Genomic DNA, 16,664 nt, shown 5'->3' with positions numbered 1-16,664 from the left:
ATATTGTTAAGGACTTGGAAAATCCAACATTGTTAAATAAAGCCGACTCTCGTCGGCTTTATTTATTCAACCTTCCAGCACTTCTTCCAATAACTCTTCACTTGGTGCAAAGTAATACGCTCCGTCCATTGGCGTAACAAAGTGAAGTAAGCGGTCATGAATGCCGTCACCACTGGTGCCAAACATACGAACCAACATACTGTCGATAATGCTGAGATCTTTGGTATAGGCAATAAAGAACAAACCTTGGTCACCGCGGCCATCGCCATAAGGCAATGAATGACGCAAAATTGCTAGTTCTTCACCCTCACCATCTTCAACAACGGTACGTGATACATGTGAGTTTTCAGGTTGTTCGTCTTCGTTCAACTCAATCGATTCAAGTTTGGTACGCCCAATCACATGCTCTTGTGCATCAACTTTGAGCTTTTTCCATTTATCTAAGTTGTGTGCATATCGCTGCGCAAACACAAAAGAACCATCTGCAAAAATACCCGCATCTTCTGCTAATAATGCTGTTTCAGCACGGTCATCTGGAAATTGAGGGTTTTCAGTACCATCAATAAAGCCAGTTAAGTCACGGCCATCGAAATTACGGAAGCAAACACGCTCATCTAAAACCTCAACTTTATCTTGAATGCCATCAAAGAAAGCTTGGCTTAAAGCAAAGCAAATATCTGTACGCTGTGCCGCAATGTGAATCAGCACATCTGCTGGCACTACAGGCATGTTAAATGAACCTTGAATTGGATCAAGTTGTTTAAAGCCTGCCGGAGCTTGACTGTAAAGTTGCGCCCAAAGTTCTGGTCCAAAAGCCACAGCCGTTTTAATCTGTGCATTAGGATGTTGGGTAATCAGACGATCACGAGTGTTAAATAAGTCTTCAAGTTGTTCTTTTAATTCGCTAATCGTTAAATCTTTTAAACGTAAAACAATAAAACGAGCATGATCTGAGGGTAATGGCAAAATTACAGATTGAGCAGACATTCATGGCTCCTAAAAATTATAATTTCTGAGTGGCTGTGTATATTGTGCCTTAAGCAGCGCTGAGAGTGTAGCCTTCATTTGGCCTTTTAGCGTGCATTATTGTCATGAAAATAGAGTAAATGTCATATAATACAGACCCATTTCAAACTTGAGCTAATGATGTCCTATCAAATCTGGATTGCATACATGTTGGCATGTTGGGTAATTAGTGTTTCCCCAGGTGCAGGTGCAATTGCGTCTATGTCGAGTGGTTTGAATTATGGGTTTAAGCATGGGTATTGGAATGCAATCGGCCTGCAATTGGCACTTTTGGTTCAGATCGCCATTGTTGCAGCTGGGGCAGGGGTCTTATTTGCGACGACACCATGGGCTTTTCTGATCGTGAAATGGTTTGGAGTGGTCTATTTATTGTATTTGGCTTATTTACAGTGGATAGCGCCAACTGAGTCAATTGAAATCCAACAAGATTTATCAAATAAATCACGTTCAAAATTAATTTTACATGGCTTTTTGGTCAATATGAGCAACCCTAAAGCGATTGTATTTTTGTTGGCAGTTTTGCCGCAGTTTTTAGATTTATCCAAACCCCAATGGATTCAATATGTCATTATGGCTGCAACGATGATTAGCATCGATCTGATTGTCATGGCGGGGTATACTGGTCTCGCTGCAAAAGTGCTGCGGTTATTAAAATCACCCAAACAACAAAAATATTTGAATCGAACCTTTGCGGTATTATTTGCTTGTGCTGCGAGTTTATTGAGTTTGGTGCATCAATAAATCCAGTTAGATGATTCTGAGCATCGTATTTGACGTGCAAAAAAAGCCATGCAACTGCATGGCTTTTTTTTGATATGTCGCGAATTGAGCAATGAACGTTGCTACTTAAGCCACTTTCTTAAATTTTTGCATAATAAAAATCAGGGCAAAGAGCAGCGCCATGGTTAATACAATAGTCAGTCCTGTAGAGGTGTTTAAACCAGCACTCGACCATAACCCCACGGTCACACCGACTTGGGCAATAATGAAAGACCACAGCACCATTTGTTTCGGGGAATTTGCCAATAAACGAGCGGTTAATGCAGGAATCACTAACAATGCACCCATCAGCAATGAGCCGACAGCACGTAAAGCCAATACGGTAAATAATGCCAGTAATAACATAAAAATCAGACGTTGCCATTTGGCACTGACACCTTCACTGACAGCAATATCGGGGTCAATGGCAATCTGAATCTGCGATTGCCAACTTTTATACAGCACGGTCAGTGCCACAATGATCACCATTGCAAAGACAGGCAAATCTGACCAAGAAATGGTGAGTAAATCACCAAATAAATAGCTGAGTAATTCAGGTTTTAAGCTGGGCAAACGTTGTATGAAGAGTAAGCCTGAGCACAGGAGTGTAGCCGAACAAAGCGCGAGCAAGGCGTCATTGGGCAAGCGAGGGTCGTGTAACACCCATAAGATTGCAACCAATAAGAGCGCAATCAATGTAACGCCCGTCCAAAGCGGTAGACTCATTGCACCGGCAATGGCGACACCGAGTAAGGTGCCATGTGCCATGGTGTCCGCAAAAAATGACATGCGACGCCATAACATTAAACAGCCAAGCGGCGCAGTCAGGAACACCAGCAAAGTGCCCATGATCCATGCTGGCAAAAGGAGTTGTAGCCATTCCATCATGGATTATGCTTCCGGTTCAGGGTGAATATGGGGACGAGAGTCGTGCTGGCAAGGCGTTGCACTATCGCCATGCGCACAGTGATCATGATGGTGTTGATAGAACACACGATTTGTTCCAAAGATCGCTTGATATTCAGGATGTTGCTGCACATTTTCAGGCAAGCCACTGCAACAAATATGTTTGTTCAGGCAAACCACACGATGTGTTCCTTGCATGACCCACTGTAAGTCATGAGAAACCATCAAAACTGCACAGCCATATTTTTCTGGCAAGCTACGCACGTAGTCATACAGTTCTGCTTCAGACTGGATATCCAGACCTTGCATGGGTTCATCCAAAACCAATACATTCGGTTGGCGCAATAAAGCCCGTGCAATCAGAACGCGTTGACGTTCGCCGCCCGACAATTGCTGAACTTTAGATTGTTGCAACTTGGCAATGCCTGTATCACGAATTATTTCTTGCTTGATATTGGCATCACATTTTTCTAGGGCCAATAAATCACACACACGTAGCGGTAAGCTGTGTGATGGATTAAATTTTTGTGGCACATATGAGAATTTTAATTTTTGTGTGCTGATCACTTTGCCAGATACAGGTTTTACAATACCCAACAACACTTTGATGAGTGTGGATTTGCCTGCACCGTTAGGACCAATCAAGGTGACAATTTCTTTTTCGTGTAAGGCGAAATCTACATTTTTTAAAATGTCACGTTCATCGATTCGGACATGAACATGCTCTAAAGCCACAATGGGCTTCATATTTAGTGTTTGCTGCGGCACTGCTGACAGATCCCTGAAATTTCAATAATACTGTGATGTGCAGTAAAGCCATCGGATGCAGATAATTCATCGAGTTGCGCCATCAAGCCTTGAGCAGATGCTTCTTTGACTATTTTACAATCGGTGCAAATCAGAAATGCAGCTTGATGTCCTTCGCGCGGATGACAACATGGGATGTAAGCATTAATCGACGTTAGACGATGAATCAAACCTTTTTCAAGCAGAAAATCCAGCGTACGATACACTGTCGGTGGTGCTGCAGGTCGGTCAGACTCACTTTTGATTTTAGCCAAAAGGTCATAAGCGCCCATTGGCCCTGTTGCATTTAAGATTAGTTCCAATACTTCTTTACGCAAGGGCGTAAGTCGAGCACCCGTCGCACTACAGAGACTCTCAGCTTCAGCAAGGCGCTGTTCGACATTATGATGATCGTGTACACCATGCAAAGCATTATGATGTTCGTGTGAACATGCGCTCATAGCCAACCTCGAGTACGAAACTGTATAAAGAAAAAGACTTTAAATCTTAACATGAAGCGTAAGGACTTACGAACAGACGTAGGTTTTTTTACGATTTTGTTATATTATAACACTATTCATTTTATGGTGCTCTCTCCCCATGTCCCGTGTAATTCTTTTTTGTAGTTTGGCTTTATTTAGTGTGATGAGCTGGGCGCAAGGCCTCGTTGTTTCTACACAACCGATTTATCTAATCGCGAAGGATGTACTCAAGGGTGTAGAGCAGCCAAAACTATTGCTTGACCATCAATCTGGACATGATGTGAGTTTGACGCCTGCGCACCGTAAAACCGTGCAAGATGCCAATCTCGTTTTATGGTTAGGCCATGCACACGAAGCACCTTTAGCAAAAATGTTAGGTGAAAGTGGCAAAAGTATCGCTATTTTAGACTCAGGCATTATCAGTGCTTTGCCATTACGGGATGTCCGTGGCAATGCATTAAAAGGCACAATCGATACACATGTCTGGCTTGAACCAAACAATGCGGTTCGAATCGGCTTTTTTATTGCTGCTTTACGTTCACAACAGTTTCCAGAACATCGTGAAAAATATTGGGCTAATGCGCGTGCATTTGCGCAGAAACTCTTGATCACAGCCCAAAAAACAGATGTGTCGAGCCGTGCTCAGCCTTACTGGTCTTACCACGATGCCTATCAATATCTTGAGCGCTCACTGAATTTGAAATTTACCGGTGCGTTGACCGATGATCCACATGTCGCACCGACATTGGCACAAATCAAATACCTGAAAGACCATCGCGCGCAGCCAAAAATATGCTTACTTGCAGAAGCACATGCCAGCCAAAATCAGTATCAAAAGCTCGGTGGCATCGTCTTTCAGCCGGTGGACGAAACCATGAGTGGGGCAGGGGATTTTGTAACAGCATGGAAGATGTTGGCTGATAAAACCCTGAAATGCACACTAAATGCGCGAAAGTAATGTAAAAAACAAACAACTATTGATTAGTTTGAAAGCAGTTTACCAATTTAAAAAAACACGACTAAGGTCGGGAAAAGATTGCAAGTTAAGGGGTGTAACTCTATAATGCCTGCGATTAAAAATAATCATCAGTTAAACTTGTCAAGCAGAATTGCTGTGAGTGAACAAAAATGAGTCGAACTAGTCGCATGATTGATCGACGATTAGCGAAAGCTTTAGTCATCTTACAAGCAGTAATGATTCCTGTTTCAGCCCTGATTGGTTGGGTCCTTAAAGACACAATCACAGCATATAGTGCAGCTTTGGGTGCGTTGGTATGCTGGCTAGCAAGTAGCTACTTTTCATGGCAGTCGTTTCGTGCGGCTGGTGCCCGTGCCTCTAAACAGGTGCTGTCAAACATGTATCGTGGCTTAATGGGCAAGTTTGCAATCGTGATTGTTGGATTCATTTTGATTTTGATCAATGTCAAACCGTTGTCAGCGGTGGCATTGTTTTGTGGTTTTATGCTCGTACAAAGTATGTCGTGGGTCGCTCCTTTTTGGGCAACACGCTTAAAAAAACGAGTATAAACACAACAAAAAATTGAAAAGTTTTTTGGAGAGTAACGAGATATCAGGCAGCACGCGATATTCGTTTTCTCTATTAGTTTTGACATTGACCAGGTGTGATTTATGGCTGCTGAAGAACATGCCCTTACTTCGACCGAGTACATTCAGCATCACTTGACTAACATGACCTATGGCAAAATGCCAGATGGTACTTGGAAGTTAGCTGAGACTGCTAAAGAAGCTCAAGAGATGGGGTTCACTGCTATTCACTTGGATTCAATGGGTTGGTCTATCGGCCTTGGTATTGTTTTCTGTTTGTTGTTCTGGGTTGTAGCGAAAGCTGCAAACTCTGGTGTTCCGACCAAGTTCCAGTCTGCAATCGAAATGATTATCGAGTTCGTTGACTCAAGTGTCCGTGACACTTTCCATGGCAAATCGCGCTTAATCGCGCCGTTAGCGTTGACCATCTTCGTGTGGATTTTCCTCATGAACTTGATGGACTTGATCCCTGTTGACTGGATTCCTTATACAGCTCAATTGATCGGTGCTAACGTGTTTGGTATGGATCCTCACCACGTTTACTTCAAAATCGTTCCATCTACTGATCCTAACATTACCCTTGGTATGGCATTGTCAGTATTTGCGTTGACTATTTTCTATAGTATCCGTGAGAAAGGTCTTGTCGGATTCGGTGCAGAATTTGCACTTAACCCATTTAACCCAAGTAACCCAGTTTTAAAAGCATTACTTATTCCAGTAAACATTATTCTTGAATTAGTAACTTTTATTGCACGTCCAATCTCATTGGCTCTACGACTGTTCGGTAACATGTATGCGGGTGAGTTGATCTTCATCTTGATCGCATTATTGCCGTTCTGGATCCAGTGGGCGTTGTCTGTGCCTTGGGCGATCTTCCATATTCTTGTTATTACGTTACAAGCATTCATTTTCATGATGTTGACTATCGTATATATGAGTATGGCTAGCGAAAAGCATTAATGGTATTGCTCAACTGTCAAAGGGTGGTTGGGCACACAATTTTTTAACTTAATTTGGTATAAACCTAACCTCTGAGGAATTATCATGGAACTCACTTTAGGTCTAGTTGCAATTGCATCTGCTATCTTGATCGCTTTTGGTGCTTTAGGTACTGCGATTGGTTTTGGTCTTCTAGGCGGCCGTTTCTTAGAAGCTGTTGCTCGTCAACCAGAATTGGCTCCACAACTTCAAACTCGTATGTTCTTAATCGCGGGTCTTCTTGATGCTGTGCCTATGATCGGTGTTGGTATTGGCTTGTTCTTCATCTTCGCTAATCCATTTGTAGGTTAATCAGCTTAATTCCTAAATTAAACTATTGAGGAATAGCAATGAATATCAACCTCACATTGATTGGCCAAGCGATTGCTTTTGCGATTTTTGTCGCATTCTGCATGAAATTTGTTTGGCCACCACTAATCAATGCGATTAGTGAGCGTCAGCGTAAAATCGCTGATGGCTTAAACGCTGCTGAAAAAGCGAAAGCTGACCTTGCGGATGCGCAAGCACAAGTGAAAGCTGAATTAGATGCGGCTAAAGCACAAGCGGCTCAATTGATCGAACAAGCGAACCGTCGTGGTGCGCAATTGGTAGAAGAAGCGCGTACTCAAGCTGCGGCTGAAGGTGAGCGTATTCGTCAACAAGCTAAAGAAGCTGTTGATACTGAAATCAATGCTGCTCGCGAAGAATTACGTCAACAAGTTGCTGCTCTTGCAGTTACTGGCGCAGAAAAAATTCTGAACCAGCAAGTTGACGCAGAAGCTCACAATGCCATGCTGACTCAGCTGGCTGCTAAACTTTAAGAGAGGCGGATTATGGCTGAACTCTTGACGTTGGCACGCCCATACGCTAAAGCAGCATTTGCTTACGCTTCTGAGCAAAATGCAACTGACGCTTGGTCAAATGCATTAAACTTGCTCAGTGCTGCGGTGCAAGACGAAGCATTTTCAGCTTATCTAAATCGCCCTGAGCTTACTCCTGCTGAGCAGGTAAGTGTTTTCGCAAAAGTTTTAGGTGAAGACCAGACTGCAGCAGTGTCAAACTTTTTGACATTGCTTGCTGATAATGACCGTCTGGCACTTCTTCCTGAAATTTCAGAAGAATACGAACAGCTCAAATCACAGAATAACAATACTGTGGATGTAGTGATTGAATCTGCATTCCCATTGACTTCTGTACAAGAACAATTACTTGCGCATGCATTAGAGAAAAAATTCGAAGCTGCCGTAAATGTTTCAGTAGAAGTTAACCCAGCGTTAATCGCGGGTGTAGTTATTCGTGCAGGCGACCAAGTGATAGATGATTCTGCGCTTAACAAGCTTGAAAAAATGCGGACTCGTCTTCTTGCTTAACAGCTTGAAGACTGAACTTTAAAAAGATTGAGGTATAGCGCAATGCAACAACTGAATCCATCCGAGATCAGTGCGCTCATTAAACAGCGTATCGGCGATCTGGACACCAGCGCGACCGCTAAGAACGAAGGGACCATTGTTATGGTTTCCGACGGTATTGTGCGCATTCACGGCCTTGCTGATGCAATGTACGGTGAAATGATCGAATTCGACGGCGGCTTATTTGGTATGGCACTGAACCTAGAACAGGATTCAGTGGGTGCCGTTGTCTTAGGTAACTACTTAAGCCTTCAAGAAGGTCAAAAAGCTCGTTGCACAGGTCGTGTATTAGAAGTTCCGGTTGGTCCAGAACTTTTAGGCCGTGTAGTAGATGCTTTGGGTAACCCAATTGATGGTAAAGGCCCTATTGACGCAAAACTTACTGATGCTGTTGAAAAAGTAGCACCAGGCGTAATTTGGCGTCAATCAGTGGATCAACCTGTACAAACTGGTTATAAATCAGTAGATACAATGATCCCTGTTGGTCGTGGTCAACGTGAGTTGATCATCGGTGACCGTCAAACTGGTAAAACAGCTATGGCGATCGATGCGATCATCGCTCAGAAAAACTCTGGCATTAAATGTATATACGTAGCAATTGGTCAAAAACAATCGACTATCGCTAACGTTGTGCGCAAGCTAGAAGAAACTGGCGCTATGGCGTACACAACTGTTGTAGCAGCTGCTGCAGCTGATCCTGCAGCGATGCAGTATCTTGCTCCGTATGCTGGTTGTACAATGGGTGAGTACTTCCGTGACCGCGGTGAAGACGCGCTTATCATTTATGATGACTTGTCTAAACAAGCTGTTGCTTACCGTCAAATTTCATTGCTTCTACGTCGTCCACCAGGTCGTGAAGCATATCCTGGTGACGTATTCTATCTACACTCACGTTTACTTGAACGTGCTTCACGTGTATCTGCTGACTACGTTGAGAAATTCACTAACGGTGAAGTTAAAGGCCAAACTGGTTCATTAACTGCATTACCGATTATTGAAACTCAAGCCGGTGACGTATCTGCATTCGTACCTACAAACGTAATTTCGATTACTGACGGTCAGATCTTCTTAGAAACATCATTATTCAACGCAGGTATTCGTCCTGCTGTGAACGCGGGTATCTCTGTATCACGTGTTGGTGGTTCTGCTCAGACTAAGATCATCAAAAAATTGTCAGGTGGTATCCGTACCGCTCTTGCGCAATACCGTGAATTAGCTGCGTTTGCTCAGTTCGCTTCTGATCTTGACGAAGCAACTCGTAAACAGCTTGAACATGGTCAACGTGTAACTGAGCTTATGAAGCAAAAACAATATGCTCCATACTCAATTGCTGACCAAGCTGTTTCAATTTATGCATCTAACGAAGGCTATATGGCTGACGTAGAAGTGAAGAAAATCGTTGCATTTGATGCTGCGTTGATCTCTTACTTCCGTTCAGAACATGCTGCGTTAATGCAAAAAATTGACGAGACTGGTGCTTACGATAAAGAAATCGAAGCAGCAATCAAAGCAGGTATTGAAAGCTTTAAAGCGACTCAAACTTACTAAGATTCAACGATGTTGAATCTGGTTCTGGTTTGGTTCACGGATCAACCTTCGAAAGCTCGAAAGGGCTTTCGAATACTAGGTTAAGCGTATGGCAAATTTAAAAGAAATTCGCGCCAAAGTAGCTAGTATCAAAAGCACGCAGAAAATTACTCGCGCGATGCAGATGGTAGCAGCTTCTAAGATGCGTCGTGCGCAAGAGCGCATGGCTCAAGGCCGTCCGTATGCCGAAAATATGCACCGTGTAATTGCTCATTTGGTACAAGCGAACCCTGAATACAAACATCGTTATATGGTTGAACGTCCTGTAAAGCGCGTTGGCTATATCATTGTTTCTTCAGATCGCGGTCTTGCTGGTGGTTTGAACATTAACTTGTTCAAAAAAGTGGTCAAACACGTACAACAGCAACAAGAGCAGTCAATTGAAGTTCAATTTGCTTTAATTGGTCAAAAAGCGGTTTCGTTTTTTAAAAACTACGGCGGTAAAGTTCTTGGTGCAACTACAAACGTAGGTGATGCTCCGAGTCTTGAACAGTTAACTGGTTCTGTACAGGTGATGTTAGACGCGTTTGATAAAGGCGAGTTAGATCGTATTTATCTAGTGTCAAACGGCTTTGTCAACGCCATGACTCAAAACCAAAAAATCGAACAGCTTGTTCCTTTAGCAGCTGCTGAGGAAAGCGAAGGCCTAAATCGTCAATACGGTTGGGACTATATCTATGAACCAGAAGCTGAAGAGCTTCTAAATGGTTTATTGGTTCGTTACATTGAGTCTATGGTTTATCAAGGTGTGATTGAAAACATCGCATGTGAACAGTCTGCTCGTATGGTTGCAATGAAAGCTGCAACTGATAACGCGGGTGAATTGATCAAGAGCCTACAACTTATTTATAACAAGCTGCGTCAAGCCGCGATTACTCAGGAAATCTCTGAGATCGTTGGTGGTGCCGCTGCCGTTTAACATTATTAGTTTGAATTGAGGAGACAGCAATGAGTAGCGGTCGTATCATTCAGATCATCGGCGCGGTTATCGACGTCGAGTTTGAACGTAACAGCGTTCCTAAGATCTATGACGCTCTCCATGTTGATGGTACTGAAACTACATTAGAAGTTCAGCAGCAACTTGGTGATGGCGTAGTTCGTACTATTGCAATGGGTTCTACTGAAGGCCTTAAGCGTGGTCTTACTGTAACTAACACTGGCGCGCCTATCTCTGTACCTGTAGGTACTGCATGTTTAGGTCGTATCATGGACGTTCTTGGTCGCCCTATCGACGAAGCTGGTCCTGTTGGTACTGAAGCTCGTTTACCAATTCACCGTCAAGCGCCTTCTTATGCAGAACAAGCGGCTTCTACTGACCTTTTAGAAACTGGTATTAAAGTCATTGACTTACTTTGCCCGTTCGCTAAAGGTGGTAAAGTTGGTCTGTTCGGTGGTGCCGGTGTTGGTAAAACTGTAAACATGATGGAGTTGATCAACAACATCGCGAAAGCTCACTCAGGTTTATCTGTGTTTGCTGGTGTTGGTGAACGTACTCGTGAAGGTAATGACTTCTATCACGAAATGAAAGACTCAAACGTTCTAGACAAAGTAGCAATGGTCTACGGTCAGATGAATGAGCCACCAGGTAACCGTTTACGTGTAGCGTTGACTGGTTTGACTATGGCTGAGTACTTCCGTGACGAAAAAGACGAAAACGGTAAAGGCCGTGACGTTCTATTGTTCGTCGACAACATCTATCGTTATACACTAGCGGGTACTGAAGTATCAGCACTTCTAGGTCGTATGCCATCTGCAGTAGGTTACCAACCGACTCTTGCAGAAGAAATGGGTGTTCTTCAAGAACGTATTACGTCTACTAAGTCTGGTTCTATTACGTCAATCCAAGCGGTATACGTACCTGCCGATGACTTAACAGATCCATCGCCTGCGACTACCTTCGCTCACTTGGACGCGACTGTTGTATTGAGCCGTGACATCGCATCTTCTGGTATTTACCCAGCGATCGATCCACTTGACTCTACTTCACGTCAGTTAGATCCACTTGTAGTGGGTACTGAGCATTACGAAATCGCTCGTTCAGTTCAAAACGTTCTTCAACGTTACAAAGAATTGAAAGACATTATCGCAATTCTTGGTATGGACGAATTGGCAGAAGAAGACAAACTTACTGTATACCGTGCACGTAAGATCCAACGTTTCTTCTCTCAACCGTTCCACGTAGCTGAAGTGTTTACTGGTGCTCCTGGTAAACTTGTACCGCTTAAAGAAACAATTCGTGGCTTTAAAGGTCTTCTAGCTGGTGAATACGACCACATTCCAGAACAAGCGTTCTACATGGTTGGTGGTATTGACGAAGTTATTGCTAAAGCTGAGAAACTTTAATTAGTTCCCTAATTTAGGAGATTCTCATGGCGACTATGCAATGTGACGTTGTAAGTGTTAAAGAGTCTTTGTACTCTGGCGCTGTAACTATGCTAATTGCTAAAGGTGCTGGTGGTGAGTTGGGTATTATGCCTGGCCATGCGCCACTAGTAACTTTGCTCAAGCCGGGCGCAATCCGCGTTCTGCTTGAAAATGGTACAGAAGAATTAATCTATGTATCAGGTGGTGTACTTGAAGTTCAACCGCACGTTGTTACTGTACTTGCAGATACTGCAGTACGTGCTGACAACCTTGATGAAGCAGCAATTATTGAAGCTCGTAAACAAGCTGAACAATTGTTAGCAAATCAAAAGAGCGACTTGGACTCAGCTGCTGCTTTGGCTGCTCTTGCAGAAACTGCTGCTCAGTTGGAAACCATCCGCAAAATCAAAAACCGCGCTCAATAAGACGCAGTTTGAGATTGAAAGAGCCACCCGAAAGGGTGGTTTTTTTATGCCTGAATAATAAATAAATTTGACTATATTTTGATTAACTTTAATTTTCATATGCTTAAAAATATATCAATGGAATTAATGATGTCTAATAAAATCTTGTTCACGTTACTATTATCTTTGGGGTTTGTTGGGTGTGCATCCGTACCTAAAGCAGATCAAAATGCTTCAGCAGCAGTAAAACAACTTAATGCCCCACAAGAAGGCAATGCAGGAATTTATGTATATCTTCAGCTTCTGTGAAAGGCGCTGCCTTAAAGAAAGATGTATGGGTGGATGGGGAATGTTTAGGTGAAACCTCTCGTGGAGTATTTTTTTATAAAGAAGTAATGGGTAATCAAAAACATACAATATCGACTGAATCAGAATTTTCACCTAACCATTTGGATATTGAAACTGAAGCAGATAAACAATATTTTGTTCAGCAATTTATTAAAATGGGCGCATTTGTAGGTGGGGCAAATTTAAAACTGGTTGATGAGCAAACAGGCAAAAAGGCCGTTAGCGAATATGCATTTGCACAAGGTGGTAATTGCAGCAAAGCCACCATCGCATTGAAATAAAGGTTTATATGTAGATAAAAAACTACTCGAAAGGGTAGTTTTTTATCCCTAAATTAGTTGAAATTGATCAATCTAAAGTTGAATATATTTTATTCAATGCAATCTTTATGGTGATTAAATTCAATCAGCTAGCATTGCACCATGAACCTTATCGCCTATGAGCCGCATTTTTGGGAACTTTATCAAGACTTTGATCAATATTATTTGAGCATTGCGGTTGATCTAAGTTCTGTCGTGTCATGTTGGGATGTTGAACTCACCCATGAAGAAGTCCAGCAATATGAACACCGTGGGCGCGTGAGTATTCAAGAACTGGCAAACTCGATGGTCGCTGCTGCTTATAAAGGTGATTTTGCTTCATTAGAAAGTCGTTTAGTGAAACCATATGAGCGTCAGGCCATGCAATCAGCTTTTAAAAAATGGCAAGATAGCCAAAAAACAGGTTAATGGTTGTTATTCATGCATGGGTAAAATTGAAAACTCGCTGTGACTGATAATTTTAATTGTAAAAATTTGATCAAAGCCTTCATCTTGTGACGGGACTTGAAGCTTGCGATAAGTCGCACACACGCCAATTTCTGGAATATGGGCTTTGCCTTCACGAAAACTGTTACGCTTTAAGGTACTGTCCAAATCGGTTTCAAAATAATAAGCAATAACTTCAAACCCAGCATCAACTGCACGTTGGATATAGCGAGCACGAGCTTCCCGATCTGGATTTGTATTATCAATCACCATTTTTGTTTTGGATGCCAAACCAGCTTCAAAGATCATATTTTCCCGATGTCGGGTTTTCAACATATCCAAATTAATACGTAAATGGCTATGATATAAATTCAACATGTAAAAGGTGGATTTGCCAGAGGCTTGAACGCCTGTAAAAATAATCAGCTGCATAGCATTTGCAATGAAAGCACGGAATGAATAGTAGAGTATTAAATCAGCAACCCAGTTTTGCTACAATCTCTGCAAAATAAATAAGAACAAGTTGCAAAGGTCCGTATGTACAAATTTTTCAACAGTTTATCGCTGTGTCTTTGTTATAGTTTGCTCGTTGCATGTCAAAGCCAATACGTCACGACACCCAATCTTCCCACTGAAGCTGCACTTGTCGCTGAATCGGTTGATAATGGCATCAGTACGGAGCTTAAAATCCCATATATGACCGCCTTTCGAAATCTGCGACAAGCCTATAATCACTGTGTTGCGTTTACCGCGAACAATCGATACGTCTATACCGATAATCGTTTAGAAGAGCATTTGGAGCAGGGGACATTGATGGCACGAACTGAGCATGGGGCGTATTTGCATAAAATGTTGGTCGAAAGTTTAGATCCACAGACGACACGTATTACCTTATTTTTACCGAAGCAATATACCTTTGCCCAAGCACGTTTTAAACAAGATGTTCAGCGCGCACTTGGACAAGATAAAAACTGTAATACTTTTGAATTTGCTCAATCCAACTAATTGAACTTTAAGACGCTTGTGAGTTTTCCTGCTCTGGGTGCTCTACACGTTTACCGCCTTCATAACTGGCAAATCGAGCCTGATCACGTTTGAAGACCGGTGCGGGTGTTGGCCAAGGCCAATCTCCAAAATGGGTTTCACGATAGCGTTTAAAAGCTGCATCGAGTTCTTCCGTGGTATTGAGCACAAATGGACCACGCATCGCCACGGGTTCATTAATCGGTTCACCTTCTAACCACAGAATCCGTGCTTCTAATCCACCTGCTTTGAGATGGACGTCGGCATCTGATTGGAGTTCAACCAAATGCTTCATCTGAATGGTTTGACCTTCTATTTCTAATGTATTGCCTTGATAGAAATAAGCAAAACGGTTGGAGCTACTTGTTGTTGCGGGAATCACCAACTCTGCACCTGCTTGCATGGTGATTAAATAAATGTTGACCTTATTTTCTGCGGCAGCCGCCCATGAGTGTGGCGGTCGGGAAATAGCATCAGTGGATTTAAACTGCCCTGAAATCACGCGAATATCCGATTTTTTTCCTTCACTATCCGTTTCAAAGACGTGAGGAATCTCTTCACGCCAAAACATTTTATAGTCAGCATCATGGGTTTTCTGTTCAGCTGATGAATTAAACCAAATTTGGAAAAGTTCAAAAGGATTGGCTTTATCTTCATGCAGTAGGGGGAACATTTCACAGTGTTCAACGCCATTGCCTGTAGACAGCCATTGCACATCACCCGCAGCATAGCGTCCGCCATTGCCTAATGAGTCAAAGTGATCGACATAGCCTTGTTCAACCAAGGTAATGGTTTCAAAGCCAGTGTGTGGATGCTCTGGGAAACCTGGAACCACATCGCCATAGTACATATTGAATTCATCTTTCTCTGCGGCTGTTTTTGGCCCCATGTCTGCATTTGCAGCAGGAAAATGATCAATATGATGAGCTGTAAATAAGAAAGGATCTTTTAAATCTAAACGAAAGGTAATGGGTGTAATGTTATAAATCACAGCGTTTGACATAACTGTTCCATCATTGGCTTTATTATTTAGCATTAATCTAAAAGGAAAAACAGTCGTGTTCTATAGCGGAACTGTAAGAAAAAAGCGTTAGCTCAAGGTCTAACGCTTTTTTGATTTACAACAGGTTGAATGCAATGGAAATACTAAATTTCGCTACTTATTCAGTTTTAGTGGTTGCATTAGATGAGCTTTTAGCTGCTTGGTCTTGGATCAACATACCTGCCAATTTCAGCATTTCCGCTTGAATATTTCCCATTTGATTTTGGATTTTCTGAAAATCAACTTTGCTTAAATCGACTTGTCCATTGAGAAAAGGTGAGGCCAATACTTGCTGATTCGCTGCCTGTAGATTGCTGCGAATATCATTAATCTCAGTGCTTTTTAGATTTAAATCATTCAAAGCTTGATTGAAACCTTTGAGCTGCTGTTGCAGCTGGGTTGCTGCTTTTTGCAATTGGAGATGATCTTGGTTGCTGACTGCGGTTTCTAAATCGACCTGCGTTTGTTTGAGTTGTTCAACATAAGTGCCCGCTTTAAGTTGCATATCCGCAACATCGCGAACGATATAAAACATATTGCCACTTTTTAATTGGCTTTGATCGGTCGCCTGACTTTGTGTCGCGGATTGATTTTCACTTGTTGGTGAAGTTGCAGGATGATCATTTTCTGCAGCGATTTCTTGTTCCTGTTGCGGTGCTGTAGCAGGTTCACAGCCAATCAGCACCAAAACACCACTAAAAATGGCAAAAGGGAGAAGAGCATTCTGCACGAGCTTTTTCATTCAATGATCACACTATAAATTAATTCTATACTTTAAATATAGGGGTAGAATGTGGATTAAAAATAGATTGTTGCAAAGCAATAACAAAATAATCGCTTGAGCAAAAAAAAGAGGGCATTTGCCCTCTTTTGATGTTTTGATGGGTTTAACCTGCAATGATTTTGATCATGGCGTGGCTGACGGCATTCATTAAAATGTAGTCGCCATTCACTTTAATCCATTGTTGGTTTTTGCCTGGTTTAGACAATTTTTTGTATTTAATGTGGTCTACTTTGTAGCGATGACCACGGTATTCAGAAGGTACTTTTTGTCCAAAACGCCAATCATGTGAAGGATTTACAGCTTTTTTCTTGTTCTGACTTTGGTTTTTACCCGTGTGTATTGTTTAGTGTGCTGTTGAGTTTTCGTCTTTTGAGTTTTTTGCCGTGCATCTATTGTTAGCGCAGAAACACGTGCTGTCAAAAAATACATAAAACGATAGCTTTCATTAATGTATTCATAAGTTCACCTGTTTACT

The 16,664-nt window shown here is 42.2% G+C and carries 21 protein-coding genes and 1 pseudogene; 14 read left to right on the top strand and 8 right to left on the bottom strand.

Translation table 11 applies throughout. From position 1 onward, the window contains the following. Positions 1-66: 66 nt before the first annotated feature. On the bottom strand, positions 67-987 hold the full coding sequence (locus B1201_RS13735; RefSeq protein ID WP_078194030.1) for a Dyp-type peroxidase: 921 nt from the start codon (positions 985-987) through the stop codon (positions 67-69). 159 nt (positions 988-1,146) lie between these two features. Between B1201_RS13735 and B1201_RS13730 the strand changes: the two genes are divergently transcribed. Beyond that, on the top strand, positions 1,147-1,767 hold the full coding sequence (locus B1201_RS13730) for a LysE family transporter (protein ID WP_078194029.1): 621 nt from the start codon (positions 1,147-1,149) through the stop codon (positions 1,765-1,767). 105 nt (positions 1,768-1,872) lie between these two features. Here B1201_RS13730 and znuB read toward each other — a convergent pair whose 3' ends face one another. The 3 genes from znuB to B1201_RS13715 are packed head-to-tail and all read right to left on the bottom strand — an operon-like array spanning position 1,873 to position 3,938. After that, positions 1,873-2,673 (bottom strand): zinc ABC transporter permease subunit ZnuB, encoded by an 801-nt coding sequence (gene znuB / locus B1201_RS13725; RefSeq protein WP_078194028.1) that lies wholly within the window; start codon positions 2,671-2,673, stop codon positions 1,873-1,875. A gap of 3 nt (positions 2,674-2,676) precedes the next feature. Continuing rightward, the gene (gene znuC, locus B1201_RS13720; RefSeq protein WP_078194027.1) at positions 2,677-3,438 is read right to left on the bottom strand and encodes a zinc ABC transporter ATP-binding protein ZnuC; all 762 of its coding nucleotides are present in this window, start codon (positions 3,436-3,438) and stop codon (positions 2,677-2,679) included. Between the two features lie 2 nt (positions 3,439-3,440). Then, positions 3,441-3,938: a transcriptional repressor gene (locus B1201_RS13715; RefSeq protein WP_078191481.1), complete on the bottom strand. Its 498-nt coding sequence runs from the start codon at positions 3,936-3,938 to the stop codon at positions 3,441-3,443. A gap of 139 nt (positions 3,939-4,077) precedes the next feature. Here B1201_RS13715 and B1201_RS13710 point away from each other — a divergent pair, with 139 nt between their 5' ends. The 12 genes and pseudogenes from B1201_RS13710 (at position 4,078) to B1201_RS13655 (ending at position 13,322) form a co-directional block, all read left to right on the top strand. Then, positions 4,078-4,917 carry a metal ABC transporter solute-binding protein, Zn/Mn family gene (locus B1201_RS13710; protein ID WP_078194026.1) on the top strand — a complete coding sequence of 280 codons (840 nt, stop codon included), beginning with the start codon at positions 4,078-4,080 and terminating at the stop codon, positions 4,915-4,917. A 170-nt stretch (positions 4,918-5,087) separates the two neighbouring features. Continuing rightward, complete coding sequence (locus B1201_RS13705; RefSeq protein WP_078194025.1) at positions 5,088-5,486, top strand: ATP synthase subunit I; 399 nt, start codon at positions 5,088-5,090, stop codon at positions 5,484-5,486. Between the two features lie 102 nt (positions 5,487-5,588). After that, positions 5,589-6,464 carry a F0F1 ATP synthase subunit A gene (atpB, locus tag B1201_RS13700; protein ID WP_078194024.1) on the top strand — a complete coding sequence of 292 codons (876 nt, stop codon included), beginning with the start codon at positions 5,589-5,591 and terminating at the stop codon, positions 6,462-6,464. Positions 6,465-6,548: 84 nt separating this feature from the next. After that, positions 6,549-6,794 (top strand): F0F1 ATP synthase subunit C, encoded by a 246-nt coding sequence (gene atpE / locus B1201_RS13695; protein WP_000424060.1) that lies wholly within the window; start codon positions 6,549-6,551, stop codon positions 6,792-6,794. A 38-nt stretch (positions 6,795-6,832) separates the two neighbouring features. Beyond that, positions 6,833-7,303: a F0F1 ATP synthase subunit B gene (locus B1201_RS13690; protein ID WP_078191477.1), complete on the top strand. Its 471-nt coding sequence runs from the start codon at positions 6,833-6,835 to the stop codon at positions 7,301-7,303. Positions 7,304-7,315: 12 nt separating this feature from the next. Next, complete coding sequence (locus B1201_RS13685) at positions 7,316-7,852, top strand: F0F1 ATP synthase subunit delta (protein ID WP_078191476.1); 537 nt, start codon at positions 7,316-7,318, stop codon at positions 7,850-7,852. Positions 7,853-7,894: 42 nt separating this feature from the next. Continuing rightward, complete coding sequence (atpA, locus tag B1201_RS13680) at positions 7,895-9,439, top strand: F0F1 ATP synthase subunit alpha (protein ID WP_078194023.1); 1,545 nt, start codon at positions 7,895-7,897, stop codon at positions 9,437-9,439. An 88-nt stretch (positions 9,440-9,527) separates the two neighbouring features. Continuing rightward, entirely contained in the window at positions 9,528-10,397 is an 870-nt protein-coding gene (gene atpG, locus B1201_RS13675) for a F0F1 ATP synthase subunit gamma (RefSeq protein ID WP_078191474.1), read from the top strand. Positions 10,398-10,426: 29 nt separating this feature from the next. Next, positions 10,427-11,821 carry a F0F1 ATP synthase subunit beta gene (gene atpD / locus B1201_RS13670; protein ID WP_078191473.1) on the top strand — a complete coding sequence of 465 codons (1,395 nt, stop codon included), beginning with the start codon at positions 10,427-10,429 and terminating at the stop codon, positions 11,819-11,821. 26 nt (positions 11,822-11,847) lie between these two features. Then, a complete protein-coding gene (locus B1201_RS13665; RefSeq protein WP_078194022.1) occupies positions 11,848-12,267 on the top strand; it encodes a F0F1 ATP synthase subunit epsilon in 420 nt (139 codons plus the stop codon). 129 nt (positions 12,268-12,396) lie between these two features. Beyond that, positions 12,397-12,875 (top strand): annotated as a pseudogene (locus B1201_RS13660) (DUF2846 domain-containing protein). A 141-nt stretch (positions 12,876-13,016) separates the two neighbouring features. After that, a complete protein-coding gene (locus B1201_RS13655) occupies positions 13,017-13,322 on the top strand; it encodes a hypothetical protein (protein WP_078194021.1) in 306 nt (101 codons plus the stop codon). A gap of 6 nt (positions 13,323-13,328) precedes the next feature. On the opposite strand, the gene B1201_RS13650 is transcribed toward B1201_RS13655, so the two are convergent. Beyond that, positions 13,329-13,772 (bottom strand): ATP-binding protein, encoded by a 444-nt coding sequence (locus B1201_RS13650; RefSeq protein WP_078194020.1) that lies wholly within the window; start codon positions 13,770-13,772, stop codon positions 13,329-13,331. A 105-nt stretch (positions 13,773-13,877) separates the two neighbouring features. On the opposite strand from B1201_RS13650, the gene B1201_RS13645 reads away from it, so the two are divergent. After that, positions 13,878-14,345 carry a hypothetical protein gene (locus tag B1201_RS13645; protein ID WP_078194019.1) on the top strand — a complete coding sequence of 156 codons (468 nt, stop codon included), beginning with the start codon at positions 13,878-13,880 and terminating at the stop codon, positions 14,343-14,345. Positions 14,346-14,352: 7 nt separating this feature from the next. Here the strand turns inward: B1201_RS13645 and B1201_RS13640 are convergent, their stop codons facing one another. The 3 genes from B1201_RS13640 to B1201_RS17255 form a co-directional block, all read right to left on the bottom strand. Then, complete coding sequence (locus B1201_RS13640) at positions 14,353-15,366, bottom strand: pirin family protein (RefSeq protein WP_078194114.1); 1,014 nt, start codon at positions 15,364-15,366, stop codon at positions 14,353-14,355. Between the two features lie 157 nt (positions 15,367-15,523). Next, entirely contained in the window at positions 15,524-16,147 is a 624-nt protein-coding gene (locus B1201_RS13635) for a hypothetical protein (protein ID WP_078194018.1), read from the bottom strand. Positions 16,148-16,292: 145 nt separating this feature from the next. Then, complete coding sequence (locus tag B1201_RS17255; RefSeq protein ID WP_265734191.1) at positions 16,293-16,409, bottom strand: RcnB family protein; 117 nt, start codon at positions 16,407-16,409, stop codon at positions 16,293-16,295. Positions 16,410-16,664 lie beyond the last annotated feature (255 nt).

This window comes from Acinetobacter sp. ANC 5600 (assembly GCF_002018395.1).
Lineage (GTDB): Bacteria > Pseudomonadota > Gammaproteobacteria > Pseudomonadales > Moraxellaceae > Acinetobacter > Acinetobacter amyesii.
The sequence above is the reverse complement of the archived record's forward strand: the minus strand, read 5'-3'. Positions and strand labels throughout refer to the sequence as shown.